Annotated in this window: 12 protein-coding genes and 1 pseudogene; 9 read left to right on the forward strand and 4 right to left on the reverse strand. The window is 59.2% G+C overall.

Going from position 1 to position 13,579, the window contains the following annotated elements; all coding sequences use genetic code 11:
* A pseudogene (locus AC1D35_RS32220) lies at positions 1 to 181 on the reverse strand (RNA polymerase subunit sigma); the annotation flags it as partial.
* A gap of 337 nt (positions 182 to 518) precedes the next feature.
* Here AC1D35_RS32220 and AC1D35_RS32225 point away from each other — a divergent pair.
* The 5 genes from AC1D35_RS32225 to AC1D35_RS32245 all read left to right on the forward strand — a co-directional run bounded on the left by AC1D35_RS32225 (position 519) and on the right by AC1D35_RS32245 (position 5,348).
* Positions 519 to 1,028, forward strand: coding sequence for an invasion associated locus B family protein (locus tag AC1D35_RS32225; protein WP_113308708.1), 510 nt, complete (start codon positions 519 to 521; stop codon positions 1,026 to 1,028).
* A gap of 244 nt (positions 1,029 to 1,272) precedes the next feature.
* Positions 1,273 to 2,508 (forward strand): dual-specificity RNA methyltransferase RlmN, encoded by a 1,236-nt coding sequence (gene rlmN, locus AC1D35_RS32230; RefSeq protein WP_477941912.1) that lies wholly within the window; start codon positions 1,273 to 1,275, stop codon positions 2,506 to 2,508.
* A gap of 93 nt (positions 2,509 to 2,601) precedes the next feature.
* Entirely contained in the window at positions 2,602 to 3,555 is a 954-nt protein-coding gene (locus tag AC1D35_RS32235) for an ABC transporter substrate-binding protein (RefSeq protein ID WP_113308710.1), read from the forward strand.
* A 123-nt stretch (positions 3,556 to 3,678) separates the two neighbouring features.
* Positions 3,679 to 4,557, forward strand: coding sequence for an ABC transporter permease (locus AC1D35_RS32240; protein WP_113308711.1), 879 nt, complete (start codon positions 3,679 to 3,681; stop codon positions 4,555 to 4,557).
* Complete coding sequence (locus AC1D35_RS32245; RefSeq protein WP_113299632.1) at positions 4,554 to 5,348, forward strand: ABC transporter ATP-binding protein; 795 nt, start codon at positions 4,554 to 4,556, stop codon at positions 5,346 to 5,348. Before AC1D35_RS32240 ends, AC1D35_RS32245 begins: the two co-directional genes overlap by 4 nt.
* Positions 5,349 to 5,370: 22 nt before the next feature.
* Here the strand turns inward: AC1D35_RS32245 and AC1D35_RS32250 are convergent, their stop codons facing one another.
* Both AC1D35_RS32250 and AC1D35_RS32255 read right to left on the reverse strand, forming a co-directional pair.
* Positions 5,371 to 6,012 (reverse strand): LysE family translocator, encoded by a 642-nt coding sequence (locus AC1D35_RS32250; RefSeq protein WP_113308712.1) that lies wholly within the window; start codon positions 6,010 to 6,012, stop codon positions 5,371 to 5,373.
* A gap of 85 nt (positions 6,013 to 6,097) precedes the next feature.
* Positions 6,098 to 6,949: an SDR family NAD(P)-dependent oxidoreductase gene (locus tag AC1D35_RS32255; protein WP_113308713.1), complete on the reverse strand. Its 852-nt coding sequence runs from the start codon at positions 6,947 to 6,949 to the stop codon at positions 6,098 to 6,100.
* Between the two features lie 188 nt (positions 6,950 to 7,137).
* Between AC1D35_RS32255 and AC1D35_RS32260 the strand changes: the two genes are divergently transcribed.
* Together AC1D35_RS32260 and AC1D35_RS32265 are read left to right on the forward strand one after the other, a co-directional pair.
* Positions 7,138 to 8,361 carry an argininosuccinate synthase gene (locus AC1D35_RS32260; protein ID WP_113308730.1) on the forward strand — a complete coding sequence of 408 codons (1,224 nt, stop codon included), beginning with the start codon at positions 7,138 to 7,140 and terminating at the stop codon, positions 8,359 to 8,361.
* 136 nt (positions 8,362 to 8,497) lie between these two features.
* The gene (locus AC1D35_RS32265) at positions 8,498 to 9,139 is read left to right on the forward strand and encodes a LysE family translocator (protein WP_113299635.1); all 642 of its coding nucleotides are present in this window, start codon (positions 8,498 to 8,500) and stop codon (positions 9,137 to 9,139) included.
* On the opposite strand, the gene AC1D35_RS32270 is transcribed toward AC1D35_RS32265, so the two are convergent.
* Positions 9,140 to 9,586, reverse strand: a complete 447-nt coding sequence (locus AC1D35_RS32270; protein ID WP_007814507.1) for a hypothetical protein — start codon at positions 9,584 to 9,586, stop codon at positions 9,140 to 9,142. It lies immediately after the preceding gene.
* Between the two features lie 205 nt (positions 9,587 to 9,791).
* Between AC1D35_RS32270 and AC1D35_RS32275 the strand changes: the two genes are divergently transcribed.
* Positions 9,792 to 11,879, forward strand: a complete 2,088-nt coding sequence (locus tag AC1D35_RS32275) for a M3 family metallopeptidase (RefSeq protein ID WP_477941916.1) — start codon at positions 9,792 to 9,794, stop codon at positions 11,877 to 11,879.
* Positions 11,880 to 12,038: 159 nt separating this feature from the next.
* On the forward strand, positions 12,039 to 13,579 hold a 1,541-nt coding region (gene typA / locus AC1D35_RS32280; protein WP_477941918.1), incomplete at its 3' end, for a translational GTPase TypA.

Below are 13,579 nucleotides of genomic sequence, written 5' to 3' on the forward strand. Positions count from 1 at the left end.
GGACAATCATGATTTCCTGCACAAGTTCCTCGGCCTCGCCTGATGTCATCTTCTGGCGCATCAGCCACGATTTGAGGCGCGGTGCGAAATAGTCGAAGAGTACAGAGAATGCGGATTCGTCGCGCTCATCTGCAACGGCCTTTGCGAGGGCAGCGAAACGCTGTTTTTCCTCGGCATCCATCCCTCTCACGAACTCCCTGCGGTCAAGATTTCGGTCTGAATTTCCTTATCTTAACGACCTACAACGGATTTTAGAAAGGTCAAACTCTTGCCTGAATCTTTGTGTCTTAAATTCTCCCGAACGGATGGGCTGGGCCATCACGACAGCGCACGGTCACACGCGCCGCTGCCGGTTCGCAAAGTTAACAGTCGGGCGAAAATGAAACAGGCAGGTACAATTCGCAGCCATTGTTGACCATTTGGTAACCTGAATTAAGTCAAAATAAAGCAGATCGTGATTATGCGCCGCCCGCAATGATCGCTTCGGGCCTTGAACCGCAAGAACCGGCAGGAATTCCATGTTAGTAAAAAGTATCGTATCCGCTTTCGCCCTCACAGTTGCTATGACCGGAGTGGCGGCAGCGCAGCAGGCGGCTCCGACCCGCATCCAGCAGTTCCAGGCATGGGGCGCTTATTCGTACAAATCCGGCAACGCTACCGTTTGCTACGTGCTATCGGTGCCGACCGCAAAGCAGCCGGCAAGCGTCGACCACGGTGACAACTTCTTCATCGTTTCCCAGCGTCCGGGCCAGAATATCTCCTACGAGCCGCAGGCGATGATGGGCTACACGGTGCAGGAGAACTCCAAGGTCAACGTGACGATCGATAACAAGACCTTCGTGATGTTTACCAAGGACAAGGCAGCCTGGGTCGAGAATGCCGCGCAGGAGCCGGCTCTCGTCGCCGCCATGAAGACCGGTCATTCGATGACCGTCAGCGCCACCTCGCGCAAGGGCACCGGCACATCCTACAGCTATTCCCTGTCCGGCATTTCTGCCGCGCTGAAGCAGATCGAAAGCTGCAAGTAAGCGCGTGTCATCGGGCAAAGTTTCGAAGGCCGGCCTTGCGCCGGCCTTCGCCGTTTCCATCTATAGTGACGATTCCATGTCTAGTGACGTGGGGCGAAAATGATGCTAAAGCGGCGCGCAACTGCGGAAGGATGGCGATTTATCGCCGCTCCGCCCATTCATTTCTGCAATCGTGCGTCAACGGCCCCGTAAGTCTTCCGGCTTTCCGGGATGGTTGCCATGTTGAGTTCGGGATTAGAAGATTATGTCCGTTATGGATGCGATGACCGTTGCCAAGCCCGCTGCGCGGGTACCTCTCGGCACTGAGCTTTCGCCCAAGCCCTCGCTGATCGGTCTGACGCGCGAGGAAATGAGTGCGGCGCTGCGCGAAAAGGGCGTGCYGGACAAGCAGATCAAGATGCGCGTCTCGCAGCTCTGGAACTGGATCTATGTGCGCGGCGTCTCCGACTTCGACCATATGACGAATGTCGCCAAGGACATGCGTGAGATGCTGAAGCAGCATTTCACCATTGCTCGGCCTGAAATCGTCGAAGAACAGATTTCCAATGACGGCACGCGCAAGTGGCTGCTGCGTTTTCCGCCGCGCGGCGCCGGCCGGCCGGTCGAGATCGAGGCCGTCTACATCCCTGAGGAAGGGCGCGGCACGCTCTGCATTTCCAGCCAGGTCGGCTGTACGCTGACCTGTTCCTTCTGTCACACCGGCACCCAGCGGCTGGTGCGCAACCTGACGGCAGAGGAAATTCTCTCCCAGCTTCTGTTGGCCCGCGATCGGCTGGGTGACTTCCCGGACCGCGACGTGCCCGTCGGCGCCATGGTGCCGTCGGAGGGACGCAAGGTCAGCAATATCGTGATGATGGGCATGGGCGAGCCGCTCTATAACTTCGATGCCGTCAAGCAGGCCCTGCTGATTGCCACGGATGGCGACGGCCTGTCGCTGTCCAGGCGCCGCGTGACGCTTTCCACTTCCGGCGTCGTGCCTGAGATCTTCCGAACCGGCGATGAAATCGGCGTCATGCTGGCGATCTCGCTGCATGCGGTGCGTGACGACCTGCGCGATATCCTCGTGCCGATCAACAAGAAGTATCCGTTGAAGGAACTGATTGACGCCTGCCGGAGCTATCCGGGGCTTTCGAATGCACGGCGCATCACCTTCGAATATGTGATGCTGAAGGACGTCAACGACAGCCTGGAAGACGCCAAGGGGCTCATTCAGCTTCTGAAGGGTGTACCGGCGAAGATCAACCTCATTCCCTTCAACCCGTGGCCGGGTACGAATTACCAGTGTTCGGACTGGGAGCAGATCGAGAAGTTTGCCGATTTCATCAATTCGGCGGGTTATGCTTCGCCGATCCGCACGCCGCGCGGCCGCGACATCCTCGCCGCCTGCGGCCAGCTGAAGTCGGAATCCGAACGCATGCGAAAGACGGAGCGCTTGGCCTTCGAAGCGATGATGATCGCCAACCACGGCGCCGACGACTGATCAGCAAGTTTGATCCTCGCTACAATTCTCCGCGATTGATTAAAGGGGACGCTTTTCTTAAAAGTGCTCTCAAAATCATCCTGGAGGACACTCATGCGTTCAATTCTTCTGGCTTTTGCCGCAACTCTGGCCCTGGCGCTGCCGGCGAAGGCCGATAATGTCACGGTTGCCGTAACCGCGATCGTCGAACATCCGGCGCTCGATGCCGTGCGCAAGGGCGTGCAGGACACGCTCGCCGCCGCCGGCTACAAGGAAGGCGAAAATCTCAAATTCGTCTTTGAGTCCGCGCAGGGAAATCCCGCAACGGCGGCGCAGATCGCCCGCCAGTTTGCAGGCGACGAACCCAATGTCATCGTGCCGATCTCCACGCCCTCGGCACAGGCCGTCGTTTCCTCGACACGTGATATCCCGGTCGTCTTCACAGCGGTCTCCGATCCGCTCGGCGCACAACTCGTCAAGAACATGGACAAGCCGGGCGGCAACGTAACCGGCCTTTCCGACATGTCGCCGGTCGGCGAGCATATCGCCCTCATCAAGGAAATCCTGCCGAACGTAAAAACGATCGGCTACCTCTACAATTCCGGCGAGGCGAACTCGGTTTCGCTGCTGGCGGCGCTGAAGGCTGAAGCCGAAAAGGCCGGCATCACGGTCATTGAATCGGCTGCGACGAAGTCCGCCGAAGTGCAGGGCGCTGCCCGTGCGCTCGTCGGCCGTGCCGATGCGATCTACGTCCCGACCGACAATACGATCATCTCGGCCCTCGAAGGTGCTGTCGCCGTTGCCGAGGAAAGCAAGCTGCCGCTCTTCACCGCCGATACGGATTCCGTTTCGCGCGGGTCGATTGCAGCACTCGGCTTCAACTATTACGATGTCGGCAAGCAGACCGGGGACATCGTCGTGCGGGTGCTGAAGGGTGAAAACCCCGGTGATATCGCGGTCAAGACTGCGGCCGGCAGCGACCTTGTGATCAACAAGTCTGCCGCGGGCAAGATGGGCGTCACACTGCCGGAAAGTGTTGTTTCGCGTGCCAACAAGGTCATCGAATAGGCAGCACTCATTTCAACGGTTTAGACAGATTCAGCCGCTCCCGTTTGCACGGGGGCGGCTGTTGGTATTAAAAGGCTCCGGTTTCGCGACGGGCGGAACGGTAACAAAAAGGGGCTGAAAGCCTTGAGCCAAATCGCATTCTGGGGGGCCGTCGAGCTCGGCCTGGTCTATTCCTTCGTCGCTCTCGGCGTCTATCTTGCCTTCCGCGTCCTCGATTTTCCGGATCTGACGGTGGACGGCTCATTCCCGCTCGGTGCGGCGGTGACTGCAGTGCTGATCATCGCCGGCGTCAACGCATGGCTTGCGGCGCTGATTGCGATGGGGGCTGGTGCTGCGGCCGGCATGGTGACGGCGCTTCTCAATGTGCGCTTCAAGATCCTCAACCTGCTTGCCTCGATCCTGACGATGATCGCGCTTTTCTCCGTCAATCTGCGGGTGATGGGCAAGCCGAATGTCGCGCTTATCAATGCCGATACGATGATCAGCCCTTTCTTCGGCCATGGGCTCAGGGATTTCTATGTGCGGCCGCTCTTCGTCGGCGTTCTGGTTGTTCTTGCCGTCATCGTCGTCTGGCGCTTCCTGGAAAGCGATGCCGGGCTTGCCATGCGCGCGACCGGCGCCAATGCCCGCATGGCACGCGCTCAGGGCGTCGATACCAGCCGGCAGATCTATTTGGGTATGGCGATTTCCAATGCGCTGGTGGCGCTTGGCGGCGCACTCTTTGCGCAGACCAACGGCTTTGCCGACGTCACCTCCGGTGTCGGCACCATCGTCGTCGGCCTCGCAGCCGTTATCATCGGCGAGACCTTACTCGGGCGGCGGGGACTCCTGATTGCGTTGATCGGTTGCGTATTCGGCTCGATCATCTACCGCATCGCCATCCAGCTCGCGCTTTCGAGTGATGTCATCGGCCTGCAGGCCTCCGACCTGAATTTCGTGACGGCGGTTCTCGTGACTGTCGCGCTCATTCTTCCCCGCCTTCGCGGAGGTGCTCCATCATGATCAGCGTCAAGGATATCAAGGTTGTTTTCGGGCGCGGCACGCCGCTGCAGAAACAGGCACTGAATGGCGTCAGCCTGACCATCGAGCAAGGTTCCTTCGTCACCGTTATCGGCTCCAACGGCGCCGGCAAATCGACGCTGCTSGGTGTGCTCGCGGGCGATGTCCTGCCGAGCGAAGGCACGGTGCTGATCGGCAAGACCGATGTGACGCGCAAATCGACGGCGGGACGCGCCGGTCTCGTCGCCCGTGTCTTCCAGGATCCGCTGACCGGGAGTTGCGGTGCGCTGTCGATCGAGGAGAACCTCGCGCTCGCCGCCCGCCGCGGCGAGAAGCGCGGGCTTGCCTCAGCGCTTGGCGGCAACAGGCGCGATTATTTTCGCGAGCGGATTGCAGAACTGAATCTCGGGCTGGAAAACCGGCTGAAGGACCGTATGGACCTTTTGTCCGGTGGCCAGCGGCAGGCGGTTTCGCTCGTCATGGCGACGCTCGCCGGCTCCGAAGTGTTGCTGCTCGACGAGCATACTGCAGCGCTCGACCCTGGCATGGCGGAGTTTGTCATGAATCTCACGCAAAAGATCGTTTCTGAACGCAAGCTCACGACAATGATGGTGACGCACTCCATGCGCCAGGCGCTGGATTACGGCCATCGCACGATCATGCTGCATGGTGGCGAGATCGTTCTGGATGTTGCCGGCGACAACAGAAAGAACCTGCAGGTCGAAGATCTCATCGCCATGTTCCGCAAGATGCGTGGCCAGACGCTCGATGACGATGCCCTGCTGATCGGCTGATCACGGCATGGCGCGCTATAATTCAGCGTGCCTGGGTGAGCAGGATCTTGGCGGCGAAGACCGAGAAGACGCCGGCGAAGGTATAATCCATGCCGCGCAGAACCTTCCTGTTGTTCTGCAGCCAGCTCGACAGCCAGTCGGCGGCCATGACGACAGCCGCGTTGACCGGCATGCCGATCACGATGAAGCAGAAGCCGAGGAAGAGCAGCTTGTGCGTGACGGCGGGATCGTTGGCGCTGACGAACTGCGGCAGGAAGGTCATGAAGAAGATGATGACCTTCGGGTTCAGAAGGTTGACCCAGAAGCCCGAGGAAATGTTGGACAGCATCGTGCCCTTCGGGCCTTCGGCCTTGGCGACCGTCAGCTTCGAGCCATAACGGATTGCCTGCACGGCCAGCCAGAAGAGATAAGCGGCACCGCCGGTCTTCAGGATCAGGAAGGCGGTCGGCGAAGCGGTGATCAGCGCCGAGATACCGAATGCGACCAGCATCGTGTGCACGACGATGCCGAGGCTGGTGCCGAGAACGACGAATAGCGCTGCCTTCTTGCCCTGCGCCAGCGCACGGCTGATCGACAAGGTCATGTCAGGGCCTGGAGTTGCCGCCAGCAGCAAGGTGGCGGCGGCAAAGGCAAGAAGCGTCGGAAAGCTCGGCAGGAAGTCCATGTTCTACTCTGAAGCCGGAAAAAGATCCGACGATCTCTTATCCGGCTTTCAGAAAATTACCAATCAAACCTTGTTATGGCGCCGATTACTTCTGTTCGAGGTAGGTCTTGAATTTGTCGGCATAGTCCTTGTGCCAGCGCGATAGCGGCGGGCGATTCTCGATGATATCGCCGATCGCCCAGGCCATACGGCGTTCGTCGACGGGGCGGGCCACGTCATTGTCGGGGCAGAGGATGTAGAAATCGCCGCGCTCCAGGCTTTCGACCATGAAATCGACTGTTTGCTCCGGCGTCCAGGCGGCTGCGGGCTTTTCCTGGCGATCGCCCTTCGTGAGGCCGGTGAAGACGAAGCCGGGGATCAATAGGTGCGCGGAAATCTGTGCACGTTCGGTGTTGCGCAGCTCATGCTCCAGCGCTTCGGTAAAGACCTTCACGCCGGCTTTGGAGACGTTGTAGGCCGGGTTGCCGGGCGGCGTGGTGATGCCCTGCTTGGAGCCGGTGTTGATGATGAGGCCGGGTTCGCCATGGGCGGCCATGCCAGGGCCGAAGGTTCTGACGCCGTTGATAACGCCGAGAAGATTGACGCCGAGGATGTTGTCCCAATTGGCCTGGCCGCTGAAAATGGAGGTTTCCGGGCCGATGCCGGCATTGTTCATCAGCACATGCACCCGGCCGAAGCGCTGGATCACGGCGCGTTCGAGAGCCTCGATCTGGTCCTTCTGCGAAACGTCGGTCTCGACAGCCATCACATGTTCCTGGCCGACGATACGCTCAAGCTCGGCGCGGGCCTCCGCCAGTCTATCGCCGCCGAGATCGGCGATCACGACGCTCATGCCGATCTTGGCAAAGTGTTTTGCAGCGGCAAGCCCGATGCCGGACGCACCACCGGTGATGACCGCAACATTGGATTTCTTGAAAATGTCTTGAATATTCGTCACGGGACGGGCCTCTCCTCGGAGCATTGTTCGGACGATGCCGAATATGGGCTCACGTTCTGCACTGTCAAACCTTATCGGGCCGGTTGCTTTCTTCGTTGCACTTGCGTCATGCGCCAATCTCGCTAAAAGTGCCGCGATACCGGGCTTTGCGGGTGTGCCGCGGCCTCTATGCAACGGACCTCATCATCATGGCATCATACAAAGACGTGAAGAAAGTCGTGCTCGCCTATTCGGGCGGTCTCGATACCTCGATCATCCTGAAGTGGCTGCAGACCGAGCTCGGCGCCGAAGTCGTCACCTTCACGGCCGATCTCGGCCAGGGTGAAGAGCTGGAACCGGCGCGCAAGAAGGCCGAGATGCTCGGCATCAAGGAGATCTATATCGAGGATGTGCGCGAGGAATTCGTGCGCGATTTCGTCTTCCCGATGTTCCGCGCCAATGCCGTCTATGAAGGCGTCTATCTGCTCGGCACCTCTATTGCCCGTCCGCTGATCTCCAAGCACCTGATCGAGATCGCCAAGAAGACCGGTGCCGATGCGATCGCTCACGGCGCAACCGGCAAGGGCAATGACCAGGTTCGCTTCGAGCTTTCGGCCTATGCGCTGAACCCCGATATCAAGATCATCGCCCCGTGGCGCGATTGGTCCTTCAAGAGCCGTACCGACCTGCTCGAATTTGCCGAAAAGCATCAGATCCCGGTCGCCAAGGACAAGAAGGGCGAGGCTCCCTTCTCCGTTGACGCCAACCTTCTGCACTCCTCGTCGGAAGGCAAGGTCCTGGAAGATCCGGCGGTTGAAGCGCCTGAATACGTGCATATGCGCACGATCTCGCCGGAAGCTGCGCCCGACAAGGCGACCACCATCAAGGTCGGCTTCCGCAAGGGTGATGCCGTCTCGATCAACGGCGTCGAGATGTCTCCTGCGACGCTGCTTGCGGCGCTCAACAATTACGGCCGCGACAATGGTATCGGCCGCCTCGACCTCGTCGAAAATCGCTACGTCGGCATGAAGTCGCGCGGCGTCTACGAGACCCCCGGCGGCACGATCCTGCTCGCAGCGCATCGCGCCATTGAGTCGATCACGCTCGACCGTGGCGCGGCGCACCTGAAGGACGAGATCATGCCGCGTTATGCCGAGCTGATCTATTACGGTTTCTGGTTCTCGCCGGAGCGCGAGATGCTGCAGGCTCTCATCGACAAGAGCCAGGAGCATGTCGAAGGTGAAGTGACGCTGAAGCTCTACAAGGGCAATGTCATGGTCACTGGCCGCGAGAGCGAAAAGTCGCTCTATTCCGATAAGCTCGTCACCTTCGAAGACGACCAGGGCGCCTACGACCAGAAGGATGCGGCCGGCTTCATCAAGCTCAACGCGTTGCGTCTTCGCACGCTCGGCAAGCGTAACCTGAAGAAGTAAGCCATATCAAAGCGATCTCAAAAAGCCCGCCGGCTCTGCCGCGCGGGTTCTTCTTTGCCGTGCTGCTGGCAGTTGTAAAGTCTTGACGCGATAAGGGTATCGCATAAGCTGGGCCTGTCATCACCGGAGCATTTCCATGCCGCTATCCCTGCTTCTCGGCGCCTTCCTGGCAGCGCTTTTTTATGTGCTCATTCCCGGCCCGGCCTTTCTTCAGCTTCTCGGGATCGGCGCCGGTCAGGGGCGCAAGGCAGGCGCCTTGTTCATGATGGGCCATCTCGTCGGCGACATCATCTGGTCGGGACTGGCGCTGGTTGCGATCGTCGGAGCCAAGACGATTGGCACCTTCGTATTCGATCTGCTCGGCCTTGCCTGCGGTTTCTATCTCGCCTGGATCGGCTGGAGCGCCGTCAATGCCAAGCCGAAGGCCGAGGGGCAGGCGCTGATGGTGGTGGAGCGGCCGTTCCGGCGCGGATTGATTTTCGGCGTGACCAATCCGAAAGGCTATCCGGTGGCGCTTGCGACCTTCACGGCACTGGTGGCCGGTTCGGCGAGCGCGCTCGATTTCCAGGCCTTGCCGATGCTGCTCAGCATTTCCTTTGTCGGTTTCGTCACTGCTGACATCATCCTGATAGGCATCATCGGCGCCGGCGTCGTACGCCGTTTCTACCGAGCGCATGAACGACTGATCGTCCGTTGTTCGGGCGTACTTTTCATGGGCTTTGCCGTGCAAGCGCTGTGGCACGCCACACCCGGCTTGCTCGGTTGGCGAAAGGCCTGATCAGGCCTCGTTGACGAGAAAGCCTACGACCGAATTCAGCGTCTGAACCTCATTCGGATCGCCGATCGACATGGCGATCTGAAGCTGGTTGCGATAGTAGTCGAGGAAGTTGAAGCTCGTGCCGTCAGTAACGTTGGACAAGTCGATGACATTGCCGAGCGGATCAATCGCGTGCATCGGCAGCGGTTCGGATATTGCGGCAAACGTATTCTGATCGATCAGGCCGTTGTCGTAGCCCTGGCGCGCATAGCTGCGCAATTCACCCGGGCTGACGGCTGTAAAATCGAGCGCCTGCCTGTTGTCAGAGTCTTCGATTTGGAATGAACCTTGGGCGACAGTCGGCTTCGGCTCAATTGTAATATCAGCGGTCTTCGAACTTTTTGCGTTATTATTGGGATTATTTTTGAATAGCAAACTCTGAGAAGACCGCACGGAAAAGATTTCCATACGCATGTCCTCTTACATGAAGATTAAAGTGAAACTAGCGTCTCGGCGTGATTCGCGTCAATCGTTAACGATTGGTTAATTTTTATGTATCAATTCTTGCCCCCAAGATTTAGTCGGGCGAGCAAAAGTCCAGGTCAACCACATATCAATTCTGTGATGACCTTCCTATATTACCGATCCACTTGCCGGCATAAAGGACTTTCATATGTCTTCTCCCAGTCAATTCAATCAGGCGCTTGTCAACTGGAATGGCCTTCATGGCCTGCCGCGGTTTGATGCGGTCGCCGATGGCGATTTCGCTGACGCCTTCGAGTCGGCACTTGCCTCGCACGAAAGAGAGATCGATGAGATCGCGGGCAACAAGGAAGAGCCGACTTTCGAAAATACGGTCGTCGCGCTCGAACTCGCCGGGGATGCGTTGTCGCGGGTTTCCGCGCTTTTCTGGAACCGGGCAGGTGCTCATACCAACGATGTCATTCAGGCGCTGGAGCGGGAAATATCGCCGAAGATGTCCCGGCATTATTCGAAGATCGGCATGAATGCGGATCTCTTCAAGCGCATCGATAGGCTCTGGGAAAAACATGAAAGCCTCGGTCTGACGCTGGAGCAGACGCGTGTGTTGGAGCGGCACTGGAAAGGTTTCGTCAAATCGGGTGCCAAACTGCCAAAGGCCGAGCAGGAAAAGCTGGCGGCAATCAACGAAAAGCTCGCCGGCCTCAGCACCAGCTTTGGGCAGAATGTGCTGGCCGACGAGAAGGGCTGGGCGCTGATCCTTTCGGACGAGGCGGAGCTTGCCGGCATTCCCGATTTCCTGCGCGACGCGATGGCAGCGGCTGCTCGCGAACGCGGCGAGGAGGGCAAATATGCCGTGACCCTCTCGCGCTCGATCATCGAGCCCTTCCTCACTTTCTCGGAACGGCGGGATCTCCGCGAGCAGGCCTTCAGGGCCTGGGTGGCGCGTGGCCAAAATGCCGGGGYGACCGATAACCGCGGGATCATTCGCGAGACGCTTGCCCTGCGCGATGAGGTGGCGAAGCTTCTCGGATACGGCAATTTCGCCGAACTGAAGCTCGACAACACGATGGCGAAGACGCCTGATGCGGTGAACGATCTGCTGCGGGCCGTCTGGGCCAAGGCGGTACAACGCGCGCATGAGGAAGAAGACGATATCGCCGGCCTGATCGCTGCAGAGGGCAAAAACCACGACGTCATGCCGTGGGACTGGAGGCACTACGCGGAGAAGATCCGTGCGCAGCGGTTCAATTTTTCCGAGACCGAGCTGAAGCCCTATCTGCAGCTGGAAAAGATCATCGACGCATGCTTCGACGTGGCCGGCCGGCTGTTCGGCATTCGCGCGGTGGAGAAGAAGGGGATCGCAGCCTATCATCCCGATGTACGCGTCTTCGAGATCCGCGATCGCGACGACAAGCTGGTCGCACTCTTCCTCGGTGATTATTTCGCCCGGAGTTCGAAGCGCTCGGGCGCCTGGATGAGCTCCTTCCAGTCGCAGCATAAGCTGACGCTGAAGGACGGCCATCACGGCGAGCTGCCAATCATCTACAATGTCTGCAACTTCGCAAAGCCCGCAGAAGGCAAGCCGGCGCTGCTTTCGCTCGATGATGCGCGCACGCTGTTTCATGAGTTTGGTCATGCCCTGCATGGCATGCTCTCCAACGTCACCTATCCCTCGGTCGCCGGCACCGGCGTCTCGCGTGATTTTGTGGAATTGCCCTCGCAGCTCTACGAACACTGGCTGACGGTCCCCGCCATCCTCAAGGAATATGCCGTGCATTTCGAGACCGATGAGCCGATGCCGCAGGCATTGCTTGACAAGGTGCTGGCAGCCCGCACCTTCAATTCCGGCTTCAACACGGTGGAATTCACCTCGTCGGCGCTGGTCGATATGGCCTTCCACGCGCGCGACAAGGTAGAGGATCCGATGGCCGTGCAGGCGGAAGTGCTTGCGGAGATCGGCATGCCGAAATCGATCGTCATGCGCCACGCCACGCCGCATTTCCAGCATATCTTCTCCGGTGGTTATTCGGCCGGCTACTATTCCTACATGTGGTCGGAAGTGCTCGATGCCGATGCCTTCGCCGCCTTTGAGGAAACGGGCGACGCCTTCAATGGCGAGATGGCGCGCAAGCTCAAGGAGAATATCTATTCCGTTGGCGGCTCGGTCGATCCGGAAGATGCCTACAAGGCGTTCCGCGGCAAGCTGCCAAGCCCGGATGCAATGCTGGTCAAGAAGGGACTTGCGACCTTCGAGGAATTGACAGGCAGCGACGCTTAAGACAATTTGATGACATAGATTAAAGCGGCATGGTAAAAGCCATGCCGCAGCTTTCGCGTGCCACCCCCTTTCGCAATCGCGAAAAAAACGGTATGAGCGCGCCAAACGTAAATGGCGCGTCCACTAAGCGTAGCGCCCCAGCCTCAGAGATTATGACAAATGGCACTTCGCAACATCGCGATCATCGCGCACGTTGACCATGGCAAAACCACCCTCGTCGACGAGCTTCTGAAACAGTCCGGCTCGTTCCGCGAGAACCAGCGCGTCGCAGAACGCGTGATGGACTCGAACGACCTTGAAAAAGAACGCGGCATCACCATTCTCGCCAAGGCGACCTCGGTGGAATGGAAGGGTGTCCGTATCAACATCGTCGACACCCCCGGCCACGCCGACTTCGGCGGTGAGGTCGAGCGCATCCTGTCGATGGTGGATGGTGCGATCGTTCTGGTCGACTCTTCCGAAGGTCCGATGCCGCAGACGAAGTTCGTCGTCTCCAAGGCGCTGAAGGTCGGCCTTCGCCCGATCGTCGCGATCAACAAGATCGACCGTCCCGACGGCCGCCACGAAGAAGTCATCAACGAAGTCTTCGACCTCTTCGCCAATCTCGACGCGACCGACGAGCAGCTTGACTTCCCGATCCTCTATGGTTCCGGCCGCGACGGCTGGATGAACGTCAATCCTGAGGGACCGAAGGATCAGGGTCTTGCTCCGCTTCTCGACCTGGTGCTCAAGCATGTGCCGGAGCCGACTGTCGAAGAAGGCCCGTTCCGCATGATCGGCACGATCCTCGAAGCCAACCCCTTCCTCGGCCGTATCATCACCGGCCGCATCGCATCGGGCTCGATCAAGCCGAACCAGGCCGTCAAGGTTCTCGGCCAGGATGGCAAGCTGATCGAAACCGGCCGAATTTCCAAGATCCTCGCTTTCCGCGGTATCGAGCGGACGGCGATCGACGAAGCACATGCGGGCGACATCGTCGCGATCGCTGGCCTCTCCAAGGGCACTGTCGCTGATACTTTCTGCGATCCGGCCGTTTCGGAAGCCATGAAAGCGCAGCCTATCGATCCGCCGACCGTCACCATGTCCTTTATCGTCAACGACAGCCCGCTGGCGGGCACCGAAGGCGACAAGGTGACGAGCCGCGTCATCCGCGATCGTCTCTTCAAGGAAGCAGAAGGCAACGTCGCCCTGAAGATCGAAGAAGCCGAAGGCAAGGATTCGTTCTACGTATCCGGCCGCGGCGAACTTCAGCTTGCCGTTCTCATCGAAACCATGCGTCGCGAAGGCTTCGAGCTTGCCGTATCGCGTCCGCGCGTCGTGATGCATAAGGACGAAAGCGGCCAGCTTCTGGAGCCGATCGAAGAAGTTGTCGTCGACGTCGACGAAGAACATTCCGGCGTCGTCGTACAGAAGATGTCGGAGCGCAAGGCCGAAATGGTCGAGCTGCGTCCGTCAGGCGGCAACCGCCTTCGCCTGCGTTTCTATGCACCGACCCGTGGCCTGATCGGCTATCAGTCGGAATTGTTGACGGATACGCGCGGCACGGCGATCATGAACCGTCTGTTCCACGACTACCAGCCCTACAAGGGCGTGATCGGTGGCCGCGTCAACGGCGTGCTGCTCGCCAACGCTTCCGGCGAAGCCGTCGCCTATGCGATGTTCAACCTGGAAGATCGCGGCCCGATGATCATCGAGCCGGG

The organism is Rhizobium sp. P1_E6 (genome assembly GCF_056405875.1).